This window comes from Rickettsia endosymbiont of Cantharis rufa, from assembly GCF_964026445.1.
Taxonomy (GTDB): domain Bacteria; phylum Pseudomonadota; class Alphaproteobacteria; order Rickettsiales; family Rickettsiaceae; genus Rickettsia.
On the sequence record NZ_OZ032150.1, the window covers coordinates 1,169,556 to 1,188,534 of the forward strand.

Consider the following 18,979-nt stretch of genomic DNA (forward strand, 5'->3'; position numbering starts at 1 on the left):
CTGTCAACACTTTTCCGGACAGTTGTTTAAGTGCAATTTTGTATCTCTTCATATCTTACTGGTGATAAATAATCGTTAGCAGAATACATTCTGATACGGTTATAAAATACCTCTATATATTCAAATATGGCATATTTTGCTTCCTCCTTAGTTTTAAATTTATATTGATACATTAATTCTGTTTTTATAGTATGAAAGAAACTTTCAGCAACAGCATTATCCAAGCAATTTCCTTTACGACCCATACTCTGTTTGATACCATGTTGTTTTATAATTTTTAAATGACTATCAGAACAATATTGACTACCTCTATCAGTATGCCAAATAAGCCCTTTTGCTGGTTTACGTTGCCATATTGCCATTAATAAAGCATTATTAACCAAATCAGCTCTCATGTTATTACTCATAGACCATCCTATAATTTTTCTAGAAAATAGATCAATAACAGTTGCTAAATATAGCCAGCCTTCACCAGTTGGCACATAGGTTATGTCTCCAACCCAATAACAATTAGCAGCATAAACTGTAAACTCTCTATTTAATAAATTAGGAGCAATTTGCTTATTATGATTAGAGTCAGTAATGGCTTTAAATTTACGTTTAGTTTTACATAGCAAATTAGCTTCTTTTATTAGTCTTGCAATGCGTGGTCGCACCTCCATTTTGCAGATGTGGGTATTAAATGCTATACGTTCAATAAGAGTTCCGATGACTTTATCATGAATATCCAATGACTTGGAAAAACAAATTGTTTTACGTGTCAGTCTTTTGCATCTTGTTCTAAGATTTAAGTTACCCCGTTCTATCCGTTGAGTATATTTTTTACTAACAATGTGTTTTTTGGGATCTAATAACCTAGCATAACTTCCCTATCCATCTGTAAAGTAAAAAGTAACCTTAAAATCCTCCAGTTTTTTTCAGTAATGATTCTGATGTGCTATCACATCTTGTACCAAAAGTATAAGCAACTACTTTTAACAAAATCTTATCCAAAGAATATCAAAGCCATCTTTGTTTGGATTTATTCTGTACATAAGACCATTGTTCATCTATTTCAGGAGCAATAATTACTTCTATCGTATTGATAGAATGATTTATCTTTTTTAACGCTAGATTTTTTTTAAAACACGGATAACCGTATTGATACCCACTTTTAATACTCTTACTGTATCCCTAACTCCAGAGCCATTGATTGACATATCTACTATCTGAGTCTTGACTCCAGGCTTAGAGGCATTATTAATATATTACAGTTAAAAATATCGATTACACTGCTTGCATTGATATCTCTGTTGTTTTGAAATTGAATATCCCGCCTTTACTACTTTTTCTGTGTCGTTATAATATCTACACTTAACATCTATTCTTGATCTACACTTAACATATATTCTTGTCATAACTCCTTAACTATAATTCTCTCTTATTACTGTTTGAGGATTATAGACTATTCATGCTAAGCTGCAATACGGGGGGCACGACCAAAAATTCCGTACATTTAATTAACAATAGTGATAATATTACTTTTAGTGCGATTAGTGATAATACAACAAACAATATCTTTTGGTTTGTAGGTAATGAATTAATAACAACCGCAAAACCAAACGAAGCAGTAATATGAAAAGCAAAAGCCAGCGAGTTTATTATCAGAGCTATCAATGATAGCGGGGAAAGCGACAGTATAAAAATTTATATTAAACATTAGTAATATAGCTATGAAGTCTAGATTTTCAAAAATTGATTTTAAAGCTTTAACACAAAAATAGACTGATCTTGACTCTTTAAAAGAAAATATTCCGAAAGCATTGACTAAAGTTAATGATTCATTAGTACAAACAGGAAAAACACATGGAGCTACATTAATAATAGGGTTATCTTATAACGGGAAAAGTACCTTTTTAAACGCTCTTGTAAAAAACCTTAAAATTATCAAAAAAGGCGAAGAATTTGTATTCGATCAATCCGTAAAACATAACGAAGCACCTGGGATTAAGTATGAATATGAACCGGCTGTATATTACCCCGAAAATTTGTAATTGCAGGAAAAGTATTTTGAGAATGTTCTAGCAAAACTGGTACGACTGATGTTGTCATTCAAGAGTTAATTAGTGTATTTTTCATTAAAAACCTAATTAAAATTACCAATAAATTAAACTTTATCCTCATATTGGAGGAAGGAGCAGTAGAAGCCCCCGTTGGCTTTAATAATATTCTAACAAGCTTTAAAAACATTTTTCCTACAAAAGAACACACAAAATTAAAAGGAAATGTTATGTGTGTAATAACAAAATATCATGGAAGTAATCACGACAAAATTATACTGATATTACAAAATAGCCTTACTACTAATAATGATATATTAGCATTGTCAGATATAAAATTTTTCTATAAACCTATTTCTCAAAATGGGGGAATAAACCTCACTCTAGAGTGGAAAGACTTGGAAGAAAGTGCAGGAGCGCAAAATCTAGAGATAAAGAAGCTAGGTTCATTTCTACATGAACAAGACATCCTTATGGCAAACTTACATGCACAAACACAGCTAAATGTAGAAGGTATAATTAATACTATCTAATCAATTTTCAGAGATTTTAATATATCTACACCTATTAACTGTTCAAAATTTTTAGATAATAATAACTATGGGGATTATGTTAAGTTGTATTTACCAAATGCTCAAATACAATATCCAGCTCTAGAAAAAACTTTTTCTTATTTTGATGGATTAACCCGACTATTAGAATTTCAAGCTATTATATCAAATAAACAAGATAGTAACCTCATAGCGGCAATACTTCAAATTTTAGACTGCATCGAGAAATTCGCGAGTAATCAACAGATTATTCAAAATTACAATTATGTATTAGACCTACAAATTAAAGAATTATTATTATTTGAAGAAATGTTATCTACAACATGGTCTCAATCTAATGAGTGCTATAGTTCTTTAATCGAAAAGTTAGAAGCATTTAAACAAACTAACTATCCATCTTCTATAAAAAATATAGAACCTAAAAATGATCAACTGGTGAAATATTATAAAGAAGCCTTAGACTGGTTAAATAAATATGATAAACCTCATCCTGCTGAAATAACTAAAACTAAAGCTGTCTGCTACTCTAAAATTGGCGATATATTAAGTGAAGAAGGAAATTACAAAAACGCTTTAGCTAATTATCACTTAACTCTTGTATACAATAAAGAACTTAAAGGAGTTAGTAATAAAGTCGGTGACATGCTATTTAAATTAGAACATGGAAATTAGCTATCATATTTTATAAAGTTAATGATTCATTGAATTTGATATTAAAATGTTATAGAAGTCTTATCGATAAGGCTGAAAAAAATCTCAGCTAGAATCAAGATTTAATACATGATTTATATATTGAGCAAGGAAAATATCTTTGCTCTCAGAAGCAACAAAAATCATATGCTATAGCATCATATTATAAAGCTGCCGATTATGCATCTGGCCCGATAAAAGAACGTGATGCACTGTTGATGGTATATAATACCTCTCTAGAAACCTTAGATAATAACGAAATTCAGTAAACGGATATGTTAGAACAGCAAAGAAAGGGGTGTCTTAGGGGTATAATAGGCGATATTGTTGATTTAAATTCTTAACAGATCATTTACGGATACTTTAGCTCTAGTAGTTTTATCGACTTGTTTTACGATAACTACGCAATAAAGTCCAGGCTTGCCGACTTCCTTAGCAGGTAATACTCCAGGGACTACAACAGAATAAGCCGGCACTCTACCATAAATAATTTCTCCTGTGTCTCTGTATACTATTTTTGTAGAGCTACCGATAAATACTCCCATACTAATGACTGCTCCCTCCTCTACTATTACACCCTCTGCTATTTCCGATCTTGCACCAATAAAACAATTATCTTCAATGATAACAGGCTTTGCTTGCAGCGGTTCAAGCACCCCGCCTACTCCTGTGCCGCCTGAAATATGGCAATTCTTGCCAATTTGGGCACATGAACCGATAGTAGCCCATGTATCAATCATTGTCCCTTCATCTATATAAGCACCCATATTAATGAAAGAAGGCATAATTACAACATTTTTAGCTATGTAAGTACCGGTTCTAACAAAAGCTCCAGGGACTTTGCGTATAGCTGCTTCTTTGAATATATTTTTATCGATATCTGCAGAAAATTTAGGAGCAACTTTGTCATACCAACTATTATAATTATTATTATAAAGCTGCGATTCCGTAGTGATAAAATATAGCAATATAGCTTTTTTTGCCCATTCATTAACCTGCCAGTCTTGTTCTTTTTTTTCACAAACACGAATAACACCTTGGTTTAAGCCTTCTATAATGTCATTAAGGTTTTTCTTTAATGTTATAAGCTTTGTAGAATCCTGAAGAAGCTTGTCCTTAATTTGCCAAGCTTCTTCAATTTCTTTAATAAGAGAGGACATATCTTTTAACTGTTTTATTGCCAAAAATAATAAATGAGATTATCATGAAGTCAAACATAATAATTATAATTAACTATGTATATTACTTGCCCAAATTGCCAAACAAAATTTATTGTTACAAACAATCAAATAGGTATTAACGGGCGACGAGTAAAATGTTCCAAATGTAGCCATTTGTGGTATCAAAAATTAGACTATAATACTAGTGAATTAAATGACTTTAAAGATAAAGTAAGCACAGAAACTATTAAAACTCCTATTAAAAATCATTATAACGCTAATGTACCGGTTATTTTACCCTATATTCCTCCTAAGAAAAAATACAATATATTTCCAATATTATGGACTAGCTTTATAATTTTTTGTTTAGTGATATTACTAGTAGATAGCTTTAAATTCTTAGGTAGATATGATCAATTAAAAATGGAGGAAATTAATTTAGGAAAATCTCGTCACATAGGCGGTATGAAGATATTTTATAAATTATCTAATGAATCAGATTATCTTATTTATGATCCTATAATTAAAGTTAGAGTAATGGATACTAATAATCAAGCTTTAGATGAACATGTATCAATTACAAAGCTGCAAACAAAAATTCCTGCAAAACAAGCAATATATCTAGAAATGGACATTGAAGGAATACCTGTTACGGCAAAATATATTGATATTGCTATAGGTAATAGATTGGGGCTTTTATTTATGTGAAGATGGTTGCGCGGATCAATTTCATTTCTGTCATCCCGTGACTTGACCACGGGATCCAAAAAACAACTAAAAACATCAATAATATTGAGTATTGTAGGAATGTTGCTGTTAACCTGAAAGGCAATTTATGTGATTCCTGCGAAAGCAGGAATCCAACATAAAGCGAGATATATCGAGCTTTTAAAAAGCTTTGAAGTAGTATGGATTCCTGCTTTCGCAGGGATGACATAAGAGCCACGAAACAACACCGATGCCATGTGGGGATGACATAGAGGCTATGCAACAACGTCACTTAAAAATGATAATACCCATAAGTCGAAACTTATGGGTATTACTAAAGATACAATAATTTTTATTACAGAGTATTAGGAAACACCACAAGTTGAGTTATTAGTATCACTTGATACCATGTTAACAATATCAGGAGCTTTAAATAATATAATAATTGCAGTAACTACGACTAAAGCTACTTCCCACTGCAATTTTCCTCTTAAAGTTTGAATTCCTAGAACAATTATACCGACAACGGCTATACCTTTTGCAGTATTGCCTCTGAATACTTTAATTAACTTACATAATGCATCACCTATAGGATCGCCAACGCTACTACCTAAGCTATCAAAAGCTACCATGATAATAGCCACGCTTAGAATAGTAAATAATATACGCAATGATAGATTATAATCAATTAATTCTTCGTTTAATTTACGAATAGGAAAGTTCATATGTTTTACCTCAATAAAATAATTAGTATTTAAGAAATAATGTATAATTTATTTACATATAAATCAACTCCTAAATATATGCAATTTTAATTAATATGCAAAAATATTTCAAGAACCCTTGTTTTAAGTAACATTATAATCACATATAGTATAACTTAACTCCCCAATATATAAACAAACGTAAATAGAAATAACCAAACTACATCAACAAAATGCCAATACCATGCAGCAAATTCAAACCCTAAATGTCCATTACCTTCTGTAGTAAAATCCCCTCTTTTTGCTCTAAAGTAGCAAACTATTAGAAATATAGTACCTATAATTACATGAGCTCCATGAAAACCTGTGGCTAAATAAAAATTAGATGCATATATACCATCTGTAAATTTAAACGCCGCATGATAATATTCATATGCTTGCATAGTTGTAAAAAATATTCCGAGCAATATGGTCAGAGCGAGGGCAGTTACGCAATCTTTTTGATTTTTTTCCTCTAAGGCGTAGTGAGCCCAAGTAACGGTAGTGCCTGATAAGAGTAATATTAAAGTATTGATAAAAGGAATATCGAACGGATCAAAAGTTTTGATGGTAGGCGGAGGCCAAATTCCTTGTTTTACAACCCATACACCATCTAAAAGACCTACAGGCGATAAACTTGATTTAAAAAAAGAAGTAAAAAATACGCAAAAAAATACTATTTCCGTTAAGATAAATAACGCCATACCTATTTGCAAACCTTTTCTAACCGGACTGGTATGTTGATGTTCAACTATTCCTTCTTTCACTACATCCCGCCACCAAGAATATAAACAGCAGACTACTGAAATAACTCCTGCAGATAAAATGTATACATTAAATTTGTAGCCATGCATGAACGAGACGCCGCCTATAACCGAAAGAAATAAAGCAAAAGATGTTAGGACAGGCCAAGGGCTTGGGCCTACTATATGGAATAAGTGCGATTTAGTAATAGGATGCGAATTATTTAAAATTATTTTTTGACTCATATTTTTATTTTATATTTCCTAATTATCACCAATAACAAACTACAAAAGTAATCAGCTATTCGCGTGAATTAAAAATAAATATAAATTATTATTGATGTAAAAGCAAATTCTAGAAGCAGATTATATAGAAAATATACTTCGTAACTTAGAATTACATTATTTATTATTAATGACAACTGAAATCTCTTGACTCTTTATATTATTCAACTAATATATAGACCGCTAATAATGTTTAAGCTTCATTATTGCAAGACCAATCTGTCAAAACTTAATATTAAGTTATGCCAGAGGTCTGTTATTATAAGTGAGTAAAATCATGAAATATGATGGAGGTTGTTGTCTTACAGCAACGGAGCTTAATCACTGGCACCTTTATTTATTAATTTCTAGATTAGGTTTAGGTATAAATTAAGTAAAGGAATTGCGAGTAGTAGTATTAGCTATGTTTGATAAAAATAAAGATTTATTAATTCTAAAAAATACAAAGGCCGAAAATAAAGAAAAAATTAAAAAAATTTTCCTTTCATTACCGTTTCTAATAATATTATTAATATTTTTTTATTATCTTCTTAGCATCTTAGAAGTAAAATATTTCTATATTTTTCAATCAACTAAGTAATTACTCAAAAATATATTTTTACTTATTAAACTATCTATTCTAAATTTTTTTGCTTAAACTTATAGAAATACGACAAATTATCTTCACTATTTTACTAGTTATATCTGCAAATATTGCCTCAGTGCTATCATTTGCTATAGCAATAGCTTTATGCTCAATCTCATCAATCCGAAATTTAATAATATTATTTAATAATTCCGGCTCAACATTTTTATTTTCTAAATAATTTATTTGCTGTTCATAATGTTTTTCTATTACTTCTTCTACACTCTCGGTAACAAGCATCGCTGTTTTTATTCCAGTCAAGGAAGATAAAGCGCCAAGTAGAAAGCCATAATGATGCCAAAAAAATAATAAAACCGTGGGTCTTACTTTCTTTTCTAATAATTTTTTTTCAAAATAATTTAAATGGATCTCTTCATGATCAAGCATTTCTTTAATCAAAATATGGTCATTTTGAGATTTAATATATTTTAGCTGCCCTTGATAAATTCTTTTTGCACCATACTCTCCGGCATGATTAACTCTAATAATTTCATGAATTTGTTTGTCAGGGTCAGAAAAATCAGGTCTTGGCATAATGTATACTCGTTTAATTTGAAAAATTGACTGCGTCGTCTTATAAGAACTGCGGTGCTCACGTATTAAGTATACGCCTCGCTCCTCGCCTTATAGTCTCCTTACTCTTTTCCAAATTAAACTTCGTCTACTCTTCATTTACTTTAGAGTATACTTTGGAGCAAATCAAAACCAGCGGGATTTAATTTGTAGTCTACTTCCGCTTGCTGTAGCAGTTTTAAAGTCTCTAAACATTCAGTTAGGCTAAGACCGTTTGCTATTTTTGTAAAATCATTAATATACTGATAAAAAATCAGTGGTGATAATGATTTTATTGCAAGGTCTAAACGCTCACCGTTTTTTACTTTCGATAAAACTATATATAAATTTAAATAATGTCTTATTATGGCTCTGATAATTAATACTTCATTGATATTTTGTTTTTTTAATATATCAAGCTCTTGCAGAAAATTATTATAATCTTTTTTTGAAAAATACATTGCTAAATCACTGCCGTTTGCCGTAATTTCACTACTTATAACTTCTAGAACATCGTTTAAAGTAATTTCTTTTCGATCATGAACAAAATATATCAATTTATTTATTTCACTACAAACTAAATCGTGATCACCTTTTAAATGAGCTTTTAAATAAGTAATAGCTTCTTTACTTATAATTTTATTAGTTTTGGTTGCTTTATCTAGAATAATTCTTTCAATTTTTGCTTCATTGTCATGATAACAAGCGACTGCCGCTAAATATTCTTCCGTCTCAAAAAATTTTCTAAAGCTCCCGCTAGAAGTAATTTCCTCACCTATAAATACAGGAAAATTTATATAATCACTACTTAAAATTGTTTTTAAATTCTTATCTATTGAGTTCCCGACTGATCTAATTTTAATTAATTCTTTTTGACCAAAAAAATTAGGTGAATTAAGCAATATTTCTAAAGATGAAATATTAAGGTCCGTGTATTCTATAGAAGTTTGTAGCATATTTAAGTTTTTTACTAAGTGCTTACAAATTTTATCTATATAGCCTTTATCTGGACCATATAATAACAGAGCTTTGACTTTGCCGGTTGTTATTAGTTCAAATAATCGCTTAATTTGTGAAAAGTAAAATTTCATAAACCTATTTCCGGTTAAAATATAAAATTAATCTGCTATGAATTTCTTCCGCTGCTTGATACGCCAAATCTATTCCGGTATCTTCCCTTTCAACATTTGTTGCATATGGTGTAAAAATAGCATTATATGATGTGTTTTGGCAAAACTTCTCCTCACTTAGAACCTTTTGGCTTTCTATATCAATTAATTTATATCTAACTAATTGATTAATATATTCCCTTAAGACATTCGAGTTTTTCTCAATAGTAGCAGGTGAAGTTGTTGCTATAAGCTCTGCTTTAAGCAAGTATTTCACTTTTGCTTTTTGAGGTAAAATACTAGTTAAACGGTGATAAAATTCAGCTCCTTCAATTGTTTTGATCGGCTCAACTTCAATAGCTTCTAAATCGTTATTTCTATTGTATTCTTCTTTATATACGGGCTTTAAATTACAGCTACTTATTAGAAAGAATATTATTATAAATGAGGAACGCATAATTTTTTATTTTTTATTATATCGGTTTATTTGAGTTTTGTGAAAGAAAATTATAATAATTAGCATTTATGATAATAATAGTTAATTTACGTTGACATCTAAAAATAAGGCTTGTATATTGCCGCTTCAAAATAATTTTAAGGTATTAGACGTTATTAGATAAATTTATTATGATTATTCCAAAAAAAATAAAAACAGCATTAGTAAAAATAAAAATTATTTTTCTTTCTCAAAAAAAAGTTACAAAAGATTTTGAAGTATCTAACAGAAGCATGGATGAAGTAGATAAAGCGGGACCTGCAAAGATTACAAGAAAAGATTTAGAAAAATCTTTTGAGTTATATGAAGAAAAATTGGCAATATTAGCACAAAAACTATCATCACAAACATCAATTGGTAATTATGATTATGACACTGTAACAGAATATTATCCATTAATGGGAGATGATGGAATTATCCAGTATATTCCTACCACTGAGCTATAATTTTTTAAGCAATATCTATAAATAATACTTATTATTGCCGCTTCAAAATAATTTTTAAGGTATTATTATATGTTGGGTTTAACAACATTTTTACAACGTTCAACCACTTCATTAAATCAAATAAGCTCATTTGGTAAAAAATTATTACATAAATATACGGACACAATCAGTGCCGCAAAAAAACATGTATAATTTCTCTACAGAAAATAATAGAATGCCTTCAGAAATAGCAGATGATTCAACTCCCCTAGTAAAGCTAAATCAAATATTCCAAAAGGTTTATGGGCCTTGTTTTAGCAAAAAGAAACTTTTTATAAATCAGAATCATTATATACACTATTTCCCGATGATACATGTGTAGATACATCTTTTGAAGAACGCTTAGTAGTCACCCAACAAAAAACCCATATGAGAAAACGGGATAGAGTTATCTAATTCAAAATCGATAATGGAAGAACAAAATAAAGGGATACTCACTCTTTTTGAATCAGTAAATAGTATATTTTTTACAAAACAAGATGATTCAAACCATAGAAAAGCCGTAATGGATGCAAAGAAAATCGGAAAGCCGATAAGTAAGGGGTGTATACAACATTCTAATAGCGAAGAAAGGTCGCACCTCCATTTTACAGATGTGGATATTAAAAGGCTATACGTTCAATAAGAGTTCCGATGACTTTATCATGAATATCCAATGACTTGGAAAAACAAATTGTTTTACGTGTCAGTCTTTTGCATCTTGTTCTAAGACTTAAGTTACCCCGTTCTATCCGTTGAGTATATTTTTTACTAACAATGTGTTTTTTGGGATCTAATAACCTAGCAGGTCGCGCCCCCGTATTGCAGCTTAGCATGAATAGTCTATAATCCTCAAACAGTAATAAGAGAGAATTATAGTTAAGGAGTTATGGCAAGAATATATGTTAAGTGTAGATCAAGAATAGATGTTAAGTGTAGATATTATAACGACACAGAAAAAGTAGTAAAGGCGGGATATTCAATTTCAAAACAACAGAGATATCAATGCAAGCAGTGTAATCGATATTTTTAACTGTAATATATTAATAATGCCTCTAAGCCTGGAGTCAAGACTCAGATAGTAGATATGTCAATCAATGGCTCTGGAGTTAGGGATACAGTAAGAGTATTAAAAGTGGGTATCAATACGGTTATCCGTGTTTTAAAAAAAATCTAGCGTTAAAAAAGATAAATCATTCTATCAATACGATAGAAGTAATTATTGCTCCTGAAATAGATGAACAATGGCCTTATGTACAGAATAAATCCAAACAAAGATGGCTTTGATATTCTTTGGATAAGATTTTGTTAAAAGTAGTTGCTTATACTTTTGGTACGAGATGTGATAGCACATCAGAATCATTACTGAAAAAAACCGGAGGATTTTAAGGTTACTTTTTACTTTACAGATGGATGGGGAAGTTATGCTAGGTTATTAGATCCCAAAAAACACATTGTTAGTAAAAAATATACTCAACGGATAGAACGGGGTAACTTAAATCTTAGAACAAGATGCAAAAGACTGACACGTAAAACAATTTGTTTTTCCAAGTCATTGGATATTCATGATAAAGTCATCGGAACTCTTATTGAACGTATAGCCTTTTAATATCCACATCTGTAAAATGGAGGTGCGGCCAAATAATTTAACATACTTTTAGCACTGAATAATTCTTCATCATGTATTGTATCTTGCTTAGTCATTAATTCTCCTAAATTTATAAATTGTTAATTATTTTAGGACGAATTGCTAATTAGTGTTAGTGGCGGATTGATGTCATTCCTGCGAAAGCAGGAATCCAGTATAAAGCGAGATAAATCGAGCTTTAAACTTTAAAAACTTAATATGTTTATACTTTTTAATGACTGGATTCCCACTTTTGTGGAAATGACATCAAAAGCGTTCTCCGATCCACGCAACAATGCCTCGCAGGAATATGATATAGTATGGCGAACGACATTGAACTAATTTGAAATTCTCTCAAATTTTAGCTTACAAATTTAGAAGTAATGATGCAATAAGCCCAGTTGAATTGATTATTACTTAATTGATTAAGAATTGTTAATTTATCACAATTCATTAGTTACTGTAGTTTTATATTTTCCGTGCCCCAATCATGAGAAATAGTATTATATTTTAATATATAAGGCTTAGTATATATAGAATCTAGAGTTACATCAGCAATCATATCATCATGCGAGGAGATAAGCTCATTATAACCGAAATTAGCATAATAAGGTTGATAATTTCTAAATCTAACCGTTATAAACTTCTCTTTAGTAATAGCAGGTAAGAATTTCACCAAATCATCAAGATTACTTAAAGGCAAATCTTTCATCTCAAAAATTTGTAATCTATAAACATTCTTATAATCTTTAGTAAAAAACGTTGGTATAGAGCTAAAGCTACTACCGGATTGAACAGAGGCTATACTTAAAGCTTTGAGCGGAATGCCTGATTTATTGCTAAAATAATCATCGGCTTCAAAAAATACAGCGCCGCCGAAATTTACCATTTTAGTGATTTTGTTACCATTTACGTCATATAAATCTGCCGACTGTTCTAATTTTTTGCCGTCACGAAATATAGTAAGTTTAATAGCTATTCCTTTAAAATTATCGATTTCTCTATCAAACAATGCTAGATTACCGCCGAGTTCCTTATCATTCACTGCCCAAATAATATCACCAGCTTTTAAAGATTTTTCGGCAGGTGATCCGGCTAAAACTGCCTTAACGCTTATAACTCTATTTCTACTATCAGGAAACTTATTTATATATTTATCCATCTCTTCTTTAGGGAAATTATGATGTCTAACTGCTTTATTTAAAGAATATAGCTCGCTTATTATTCCTATATGCTTTCTGCTCGGCTGTTTATTATTCTTTAAACTTTCCAAAGTGCGAGCTACATAATCACCGTGCAATGCTAAAGAGTAGGTCTTACCGCCACCGTATAATACTCCTATAGCTTCAATCTTATCGTTTAGTACCGGTGAACCGCTAGCACCACCGGTAATATTTAAATTAATATTATAAGTAGCTTGCGGCATCGATCCGTCAATGTTATAGAGATCTGATAAATGACCGTTATGAAAAGAAAAACCCTGTCCTTCGGTATTGCCAACTACAAAGACTTTTTGATTTAGCTTTGGTATTTCATTAGAGAAAGATATTTGCGTTGCAGATTCTGGTATATCTGTGCTCGCTACTTTTAAAATTGCATAATCTTGCCAAATATCATAATAGATAAGTTTTGCTTCTGCCTGCTCACCGTTATAGAAAGTAGCAAAATAAGTTCCGGTAGACGCGCCGCCAACAACATGAGTATTAGTAATTATATAACCGTTTTGCCTATCGTTAATAAATCCCGTTCCTGTCCAACTGCTTGTATCGTCATACGCCGATACGGCAATTCTAGTATCAATCGTTACGATTGCTTTCTTCGCTTTTTCAAATATAGCGTTGTTTGTTTCAGAAGAGGCTAAAACTATATTATTTAGGAAAACTAAATTAATAATAAATAAAAATTTTATTAAAATCGGTAGTTTTTTCATTTTCACCTCTTGTAAAATAATTAAAGTCGCACTATATCAAATAAAAAGTCATAACAAAATAGGAAATTAAGAGAACGAGGATTTTTATGGGAAAAGTGATAGGTATCGACCTTGGAACCACCAACTCTTGTGTTGCGGTAATGGAGGGGAAAGAGTCAAAAGTAATAGAAAATTCAGAGGGAGAGAGAACTACGCCGTCAATAATAGCTTTTGCAAACGGCGAAAAATTAGTTGGACAATCTGCTAAGAGGCAAGCAGTAACCAACCCTCGCAATACTATATATGCGGTAAAGCGATTAATCGGTAGAAATTTTACCGATCCTATGGTTGCAAAAGATCAAGGTATCGTACCTTATAATATAGTTAAAGCTGACAGCGGTGATGCGTGGGTTGAAGCTGATAATCAAAAATATTCACCTAGCCAAATTAGTGCATTCATTTTACAAAAAATGAAAGAAACTGCCGAAAGTTATTTAGGTGAAAAAGTAACGCAAGCAGTAATTACCGTACCTGCTTATTTCAATGATGCACAACGTCAAGCAACAAAAGATGCCGGTAAAATAGCAGGTCTTGAGGTACTTAGAATAATTAACGAACCGACTGCCGCAGCTCTTGCCTACGGTTTCGATAAATCGGCAAACAAAACTATTGCAGTATACGATCTTGGCGGCGGAACATTCGATGTTTCAATTCTTGAGATCGGCGATGGTGTTTTTGAAGTAAAATCAACAAACGGTGATACATTTCTTGGCGGTGAAGATTTCGATACAAGAATATTAAATCATTTAATAGATGTGTTTAAAAAAGAAAGCAATATAGATTTACGTAACGATCCTTTAGCACTTCAGCGTTTGAAAGAAGCGGCGGAAAAAGCTAAGAAAGAGTTGTCTTCCGCATTAACTACCGATATCAATTTACCTTATATTACGGCTGATAGCACAGGACCGAAACATTTAAATATTAAATTTACTAGAGCAGAACTCGAAAAATTAGTAGATGACTTAATTGAGAAAACCATTGAACCTTGCCGTAAGGCATTAAAGGATGCAGGTTTAAAAGCTTCTGATATTCAGGAAGTAGTACTTGTCGGCGGTATGACTAGAATGCCGAAAGTACAAGATGCCGTAAAGAAATTCTTTGGACGTGAACCGCATAAAGGCGTAAACCCTGATGAGGTGGTAGCACTTGGAGCAGCTATCCAAGGCGGAGTACTTAATAAAGAAGTAACAGATATATTATTATTAGACGTTACACCTCTATCGCTCGGTATTGAAACTCTTGGCGGCGTATTCACCAGATTAATAGATCGCAATACCACTATTCCATCGAAGAAAAGCCAAGTATTCTCTACAGCCGACGATAATCAGCATGCCGTAACTATTAGAGTATTCCAAGGTGAACGTGAAATGGCAAAGGATAATAAATTACTTGGTCAGTTTAATCTTGATGGCATCCCCCCTGCACCACGAGGTTTGCCACAAATAGAAGTTACATTTGATATCGATGTTAATGGAATAGTGCATGTTTCGGCTAAAGATAAAGCAAGCGGTAAGGAGCAGAAAGTAACTATTCAAGCCTCAGGAGGACTTAGTGATGCCGAAATCGAGCAAATGGTTAAAGATGCTGAGCAGAATGCCGATGAAGACAAAAAGCGTAAAGAGCTTATTGAAGCAAAAAATGCTGCCGATAGTTTAGTTTATTCTACCGAAAAAACTTTGACGGATTATGGTGATAAGTTATCATCCGAAGATAAAGGAGCGGTCGAAGAATCTTTAGCTGCTTTAAAGGCTGTGCTTGAGTCGGAAGATGCGACTTTAGTTAAAGAAAGGACCGAAAGCTTAACTGCAGCCAGTATGAAAATCGGCGAAGCAATGTATAAAGCACAAAGCGAGAGCCAGCCTCCTGAAGAAAATACTACTAACGATGAAAAAGTAGTAGATGCTGATTTTCAGGATGTAGGGAAGAAGTAGAAATGTTAATGCGCGGTGGTTTTAATGTCATTCTTAGCTAGAGGCGGGAATCCAGGAAAACAACCTTAACATTAGCACAAAAATTACATATTTAACAAGATAGACATATAAAAACTTGTTTTTATATGTCTTACTGGATTCCCGCCTCCGCGGGAATGACATTAAAACCATATAACATAATTTCATGTCACAAAATTATTATCAAATACTAGGTGTTAGTAAAACAGCAAGTCAAGCTGATCTTAAAAAAGCCTATCTCAAGCTAGCCAAGCAATATCACCCAGATACTACTGATGCTAAAGATGCTGAAAAGAAGTTTAAAGAGATAAATAGTGCTTATGACGTTTTAAAAGACGAGAAGAAAAGAGTAGCTTATGACCGTTTTGGACACGATACTTTTCAAAATCAACAATCACGAGGAGGAGCAGGAAATCACGGCGGTTTTCATCCCGATATCAATGATATATTCGGCGATTTTTTTAGCGACTTTATGGGGGGAGGCGGTAGAAGAAAACCCACGTCAAGCAAAGTTAGAGGTTCTGATTTAAAATATGATCTGACAATTAATTTAGAAGAAGCATTTCACGGTATAGAAAAAAATATTAGCTTTTCTAGCGAAGTAAAATGCGATACTTGTCACGGTAGCGGTTCTGAAAAAGGTGAGACCGTAACTACTTGTGATGCTTGCGGCGGTGTTGGAGCTACTAGAATTCAGCAGGGATTCTTTACAATCGAGCAAGCTTGCCATAAATGTCAAGGTAATGGACAAATTATAAAAAATCCTTGTAAAAAATGTCATGGCATGGGACGTTACCATAAGCAACGAAATTTATCGGTAAATATTCCTGCCGGCGTTGAAAATGCCACTCGAATAAGGCACCCAGGCGAAGGTGAAGCAGGTATTAGGGGTGGTAATAGCGGAGATTTATATGTTGATATAGCAATAAAACCTCATGATATTTATAAAGTAGTTGGAGCAAATTTACATTGTAAATTACCAATTAGCTTTGTAAATGCTGCTCTTGGAGGAGAGGTAGAAGTGCCGATAATTGAGGGAGAAAAAGTAAACTTAACAATTCCTGCAGGTACACAAAACGGCGATCAATTAAGACTACGTAGCAAAGGTATGTCTAAAATACGATCTACTATTAGAGGCGATATGCTTACACACATTCATATTGAAGTACCTAAAAATTTATCCAAAAGACAACGTGAGTTACTAGAAGAACTCAAAAAAGAATCCGTAAATGAAAAAGAAAATGACAGCAGCTTTTTTAACAAAATGAAAAGCTTATGGTCGTAAATTTTGCTTAACTTTCCTACTCTCATGAGCAGGTCATGGTCTATGCTCTGTGAAAGAAAATTAAATTAATTTTCCTTCACAGAATCTAGAATTATTGAGTCTTCCCAATTAAGTGTGTAAATTTCCCAAAGGCCTAGATTCTATCTTCAAATTTTATTAAAAAAATGAGCCATAGCCGCATTCCAATTTGATATAGGCATGGACCATTTCTTGGTCATGTAATCAATTGCTAAATACAAGCTTTTAAAAACAGCATTATCATTTGAAAAACACGTTTATTTTTAGTGACTTTTCGGAGTTGACTATTAACGGATTCCACAGCATTAGTTGTGTAAATGATTTTTCGTATTTCTTCAGGGTATTCTAAGAAAATCATTAAATTATCCCAATGAACGTACCAAGATTTAGCAATTTGAGGATATTGTTTACTCCATTTAGATTCAAAAGCCTCTAAAGTGGAAGGTGCTTCTTTTTCTGTGCTAGCTGTATAAATAGGTTTTAAATCACCGGCTAGCTCTTTTCGGTCCTTGTATGATACATATCGTAAACTATTTCTAATTTGATGTACAGTAGGTCGCACCTCCATTTTACAGATGTGGATATTAAAAGGCTATACGTTCAATAAGAGTTCCGATGACTTTATCATGAATATCCAATGACTTGGAAAAACAAATTGTTTTACGTGCCAGTCTTTTGCATCTTGTTCTAAGATTTAAGTTACCCCGTTCTATCCGTTGAGTATATTTTTTTACTAACAATGTGTTTTTTGGGATCTAATAACCTAGCATAACTTCCCTATCCATCTGTAAAGTAAAAAGTAACCTTAAAATCCTCCGGTTTTTTTCAGTAATGATTCTGATGTGCTATCACATCTTGTACCAAAAGTATAAGCAACTACTTTTAACAAAATCTTATCCAAAGAATACCAAAGCCATCTTTGTTTGGATTTATTCTGTACATAAGGCCATTGTTCATCTATTTCAGGAGCAATAATTACTTCTATCGTATTGATAGAATGATTTATCTTTTTTAACGCTAGATTTTTTTAAAACACGGATAACCGTATTGATACCCACTTTTAATACTCTTACTGTATCCCTAACTCCAGAGCCATTGATTGACATATCTACTATCTGAGTCTTGACTCCAGGCTTAGAGGCATTATTAATATATTACAGTTAAAAATATCGATTACACTGCTTGCATTGATATCTCTGTTGTTTTGAAATTGAATATCCCGCCTTTACTACTTTTTCTGTGTCGTTATAATATCTACACTTAACATCTATTCTTGATCTACACTTAACATCTATTCTTGCCATAACTCCTTAACTATAATTCTCTCTTATTACTGTTTGAGGATTATAGACTATTCATGCTAAGCTGCAATACGGGGGGCGCGACCCTTTCATACTATAAAAACAGAATTAATGTATCAATATAAATTTAAAACTAAGGAGGAAGCAAAATATGCCATATTTGAATATATAGAGGTATTTTATAACCGTATCAGAATGTATTCTGCTAACGATTATTTATCACCAGTAAGATATGAAGAGATACAAAATTGCGCTTAAACAACTGTCCGGAAAAGTGTTGACAGATCAGTTTTGTAAGGCTAGATTTCTTTTATGCTTTATAAATTAACTCGCAGTTCATTATAAAGTACCATCTTCTGCATAAAACATCCCCATTATATGTACCACAGCATGATCATGCAGATGATTTTCAGATGTAGTAATTATCTCATCAAATATATTTACTTGAGAGTAGTCAGTGACATTACTGCTTACATGTCCACCTAAACTCTTCTCAAGTTTTTCTTTATTAGTAATAGTAGATTTTAATTGTTGCTCCATTTTTTAGGGCACCGTCAAGTTAACTCAAATTTAGCAAAAAATGAGTATTTTATGAACGAAGCTATGCGGTATATAAACCATATATTTTATAAAATCCTGTGTTTTATGGTTAACTTGACGGTGTG

Annotated in this window: 25 protein-coding genes and 4 pseudogenes; 12 read left to right on the top strand and 17 right to left on the bottom strand. The window is 32.1% G+C overall.

Going from position 1 to position 18,979, the window contains the following annotated elements:
* Positions 1-26 precede the first annotated feature (26 nt).
* The 4 genes and pseudogenes from AAGD46_RS06670 to AAGD46_RS09570 form a co-directional block, all read right to left on the bottom strand.
* Positions 27-662: an IS3 family transposase gene (locus AAGD46_RS06670; RefSeq protein ID WP_341787929.1), complete on the bottom strand. Its 636-nt coding sequence runs from the start codon at positions 660-662 to the stop codon at positions 27-29.
* Between the two features lie 78 nt (positions 663-740).
* Positions 741-833, bottom strand: a pseudogene (locus AAGD46_RS09560) (IS1 family transposase); the annotation flags it as partial.
* A 166-nt stretch (positions 834-999) separates the two neighbouring features.
* The gene (locus AAGD46_RS09565; protein WP_410525956.1) at positions 1,000-1,098 is read right to left on the bottom strand and encodes an IS1 family transposase; all 99 of its coding nucleotides are present in this window, start codon (positions 1,096-1,098) and stop codon (positions 1,000-1,002) included.
* 11 nt (positions 1,099-1,109) lie between these two features.
* The gene (locus AAGD46_RS09570; protein WP_341786649.1) at positions 1,110-1,199 is read right to left on the bottom strand and encodes an IS1-like element transposase; all 90 of its coding nucleotides are present in this window, start codon (positions 1,197-1,199) and stop codon (positions 1,110-1,112) included.
* 281 nt (positions 1,200-1,480) lie between these two features.
* Between AAGD46_RS09570 and AAGD46_RS06680 the strand changes: the two are divergent.
* The 4 genes and pseudogenes from AAGD46_RS06680 to AAGD46_RS06695 form a co-directional block, all read left to right on the top strand.
* Positions 1,481-1,702: pseudogene (locus AAGD46_RS06680) on the top strand (bifunctional penicillin-binding protein 1C); the annotation flags it as partial.
* A gap of 100 nt (positions 1,703-1,802) precedes the next feature.
* Positions 1,803-2,033, top strand: a complete 231-nt coding sequence (locus AAGD46_RS06685; protein ID WP_341787032.1) for a hypothetical protein — start codon at positions 1,803-1,805, stop codon at positions 2,031-2,033.
* Positions 2,034-2,164: 131 nt separating this feature from the next.
* On the top strand, positions 2,165-2,572 hold the full coding sequence (locus AAGD46_RS06690; protein WP_341787034.1) for a hypothetical protein: 408 nt from the start codon (positions 2,165-2,167) through the stop codon (positions 2,570-2,572).
* Positions 2,573-2,656: 84 nt separating this feature from the next.
* Entirely contained in the window at positions 2,657-3,262 is a 606-nt protein-coding gene (locus tag AAGD46_RS06695) for a hypothetical protein (RefSeq protein WP_341787036.1), read from the top strand.
* Between the two features lie 350 nt (positions 3,263-3,612).
* On the opposite strand, the gene dapD is transcribed toward AAGD46_RS06695, so the two are convergent.
* Positions 3,613-4,440: a 2,3,4,5-tetrahydropyridine-2,6-dicarboxylate N-succinyltransferase gene (gene dapD / locus AAGD46_RS06700; RefSeq protein ID WP_341787930.1), complete on the bottom strand. Its 828-nt coding sequence runs from the start codon at positions 4,438-4,440 to the stop codon at positions 3,613-3,615.
* 75 nt (positions 4,441-4,515) lie between these two features.
* On the opposite strand from dapD, the gene AAGD46_RS06705 reads away from it, so the two are divergent.
* Positions 4,516-5,148 carry an MJ0042-type zinc finger domain-containing protein gene (locus AAGD46_RS06705; RefSeq protein WP_341787037.1) on the top strand — a complete coding sequence of 211 codons (633 nt, stop codon included), beginning with the start codon at positions 4,516-4,518 and terminating at the stop codon, positions 5,146-5,148.
* A 365-nt stretch (positions 5,149-5,513) separates the two neighbouring features.
* On the opposite strand, the gene AAGD46_RS06710 is transcribed toward AAGD46_RS06705, so the two are convergent.
* From AAGD46_RS06710 to AAGD46_RS06730, 5 genes are all read right to left on the bottom strand, one after another.
* Positions 5,514-5,873, bottom strand: coding sequence for a TrbC/VirB2 family protein (locus AAGD46_RS06710; protein WP_341787038.1), 360 nt, complete (start codon positions 5,871-5,873; stop codon positions 5,514-5,516).
* A 155-nt stretch (positions 5,874-6,028) separates the two neighbouring features.
* On the bottom strand, positions 6,029-6,880 hold the full coding sequence (locus AAGD46_RS06715; RefSeq protein ID WP_341787040.1) for a cytochrome c oxidase subunit 3: 852 nt from the start codon (positions 6,878-6,880) through the stop codon (positions 6,029-6,031).
* A gap of 658 nt (positions 6,881-7,538) precedes the next feature.
* On the bottom strand, positions 7,539-8,078 hold the full coding sequence (locus AAGD46_RS06720) for a demethoxyubiquinone hydroxylase family protein (protein ID WP_341787041.1): 540 nt from the start codon (positions 8,076-8,078) through the stop codon (positions 7,539-7,541).
* A 143-nt stretch (positions 8,079-8,221) separates the two neighbouring features.
* Positions 8,222-9,187, bottom strand: coding sequence for a DNA polymerase III subunit delta (holA, locus tag AAGD46_RS06725; protein ID WP_341787042.1), 966 nt, complete (start codon positions 9,185-9,187; stop codon positions 8,222-8,224).
* 4 nt (positions 9,188-9,191) lie between these two features.
* Complete coding sequence (locus AAGD46_RS06730) at positions 9,192-9,662, bottom strand: hypothetical protein (protein ID WP_341787043.1); 471 nt, start codon at positions 9,660-9,662, stop codon at positions 9,192-9,194.
* Between the two features lie 170 nt (positions 9,663-9,832).
* Here AAGD46_RS06730 and AAGD46_RS06735 point away from each other — a divergent pair, with 170 nt between their 5' ends.
* Together AAGD46_RS06735 and AAGD46_RS06740 are read left to right on the top strand one after the other, a co-directional pair.
* Positions 9,833-10,147 (top strand): hypothetical protein, encoded by a 315-nt coding sequence (locus AAGD46_RS06735; RefSeq protein WP_341787044.1) that lies wholly within the window; start codon positions 9,833-9,835, stop codon positions 10,145-10,147.
* A 448-nt stretch (positions 10,148-10,595) separates the two neighbouring features.
* Entirely contained in the window at positions 10,596-10,811 is a 216-nt protein-coding gene (locus AAGD46_RS06740) for a hypothetical protein (RefSeq protein WP_341787045.1), read from the top strand.
* On the opposite strand, the gene AAGD46_RS06745 is transcribed toward AAGD46_RS06740, so the two are convergent.
* The gene (locus tag AAGD46_RS06745) at positions 10,789-11,001 is read right to left on the bottom strand and encodes an IS1 family transposase (RefSeq protein WP_341787046.1); all 213 of its coding nucleotides are present in this window, start codon (positions 10,999-11,001) and stop codon (positions 10,789-10,791) included. The two genes, AAGD46_RS06740 and AAGD46_RS06745, sit on opposite strands and share 23 nt — an antisense overlap.
* 251 nt (positions 11,002-11,252) lie before the next feature.
* Here AAGD46_RS06745 and AAGD46_RS09575 point away from each other — a divergent pair, with 251 nt between their 5' ends.
* On the top strand, positions 11,253-11,342 hold the full coding sequence (locus tag AAGD46_RS09575; protein ID WP_341786649.1) for an IS1-like element transposase: 90 nt from the start codon (positions 11,253-11,255) through the stop codon (positions 11,340-11,342).
* A 267-nt stretch (positions 11,343-11,609) separates the two neighbouring features.
* Positions 11,610-11,774: pseudogene (locus tag AAGD46_RS09580) on the top strand (IS1 family transposase); the annotation flags it as partial.
* A 475-nt stretch (positions 11,775-12,249) separates the two neighbouring features.
* Here AAGD46_RS09580 and AAGD46_RS06755 read toward each other — a convergent pair.
* Positions 12,250-13,743 carry a S1C family serine protease gene (locus AAGD46_RS06755; RefSeq protein WP_341787931.1) on the bottom strand — a complete coding sequence of 498 codons (1,494 nt, stop codon included), beginning with the start codon at positions 13,741-13,743 and terminating at the stop codon, positions 12,250-12,252.
* A 65-nt stretch (positions 13,744-13,808) separates the two neighbouring features.
* Between AAGD46_RS06755 and dnaK the strand changes: the two genes are divergently transcribed.
* Together dnaK and dnaJ are read left to right on the top strand one after the other, a co-directional pair.
* Positions 13,809-15,692: a molecular chaperone DnaK gene (gene dnaK, locus AAGD46_RS06760; RefSeq protein WP_341787047.1), complete on the top strand. Its 1,884-nt coding sequence runs from the start codon at positions 13,809-13,811 to the stop codon at positions 15,690-15,692.
* 184 nt (positions 15,693-15,876) lie between these two features.
* Positions 15,877-16,995, top strand: a complete 1,119-nt coding sequence (gene dnaJ, locus AAGD46_RS06765; protein WP_341787048.1) for a molecular chaperone DnaJ — start codon at positions 15,877-15,879, stop codon at positions 16,993-16,995.
* A gap of 229 nt (positions 16,996-17,224) precedes the next feature.
* Here the strand turns inward: dnaJ and AAGD46_RS06770 are convergent, their stop codons facing one another.
* From AAGD46_RS06770 to AAGD46_RS09595, 4 genes are all read right to left on the bottom strand, one after another.
* The gene (locus tag AAGD46_RS06770; protein WP_341787049.1) at positions 17,225-17,581 is read right to left on the bottom strand and encodes a transposase; all 357 of its coding nucleotides are present in this window, start codon (positions 17,579-17,581) and stop codon (positions 17,225-17,227) included.
* Positions 17,582-17,597: 16 nt separating this feature from the next.
* The gene (locus AAGD46_RS09585) at positions 17,598-17,753 is read right to left on the bottom strand and encodes an IS1 family transposase (RefSeq protein WP_410525929.1); all 156 of its coding nucleotides are present in this window, start codon (positions 17,751-17,753) and stop codon (positions 17,598-17,600) included.
* A 65-nt stretch (positions 17,754-17,818) separates the two neighbouring features.
* A complete protein-coding gene (locus AAGD46_RS09590) occupies positions 17,819-18,019 on the bottom strand; it encodes an IS1 family transposase (RefSeq protein WP_410525969.1) in 201 nt (66 codons plus the stop codon).
* Positions 17,976-18,119, bottom strand: coding sequence for an IS1-like element transposase (locus AAGD46_RS09595; RefSeq protein ID WP_341786690.1), 144 nt, complete (start codon positions 18,117-18,119; stop codon positions 17,976-17,978). Before AAGD46_RS09595 ends, AAGD46_RS09590 begins: the two co-directional genes overlap by 44 nt.
* A gap of 282 nt (positions 18,120-18,401) precedes the next feature.
* On the opposite strand from AAGD46_RS09595, the pseudogene AAGD46_RS06780 reads away from it, so the two are divergent.
* Positions 18,402-18,572 (top strand): annotated as a pseudogene (locus AAGD46_RS06780) (IS3 family transposase); the annotation flags it as partial.
* An 81-nt stretch (positions 18,573-18,653) separates the two neighbouring features.
* Here AAGD46_RS06780 and AAGD46_RS06785 read toward each other — a convergent pair.
* Positions 18,654-18,854: a hypothetical protein gene (locus AAGD46_RS06785; RefSeq protein ID WP_341787050.1), complete on the bottom strand. Its 201-nt coding sequence runs from the start codon at positions 18,852-18,854 to the stop codon at positions 18,654-18,656.
* Between the last annotated feature and the right edge of the window lie 125 nt (positions 18,855-18,979).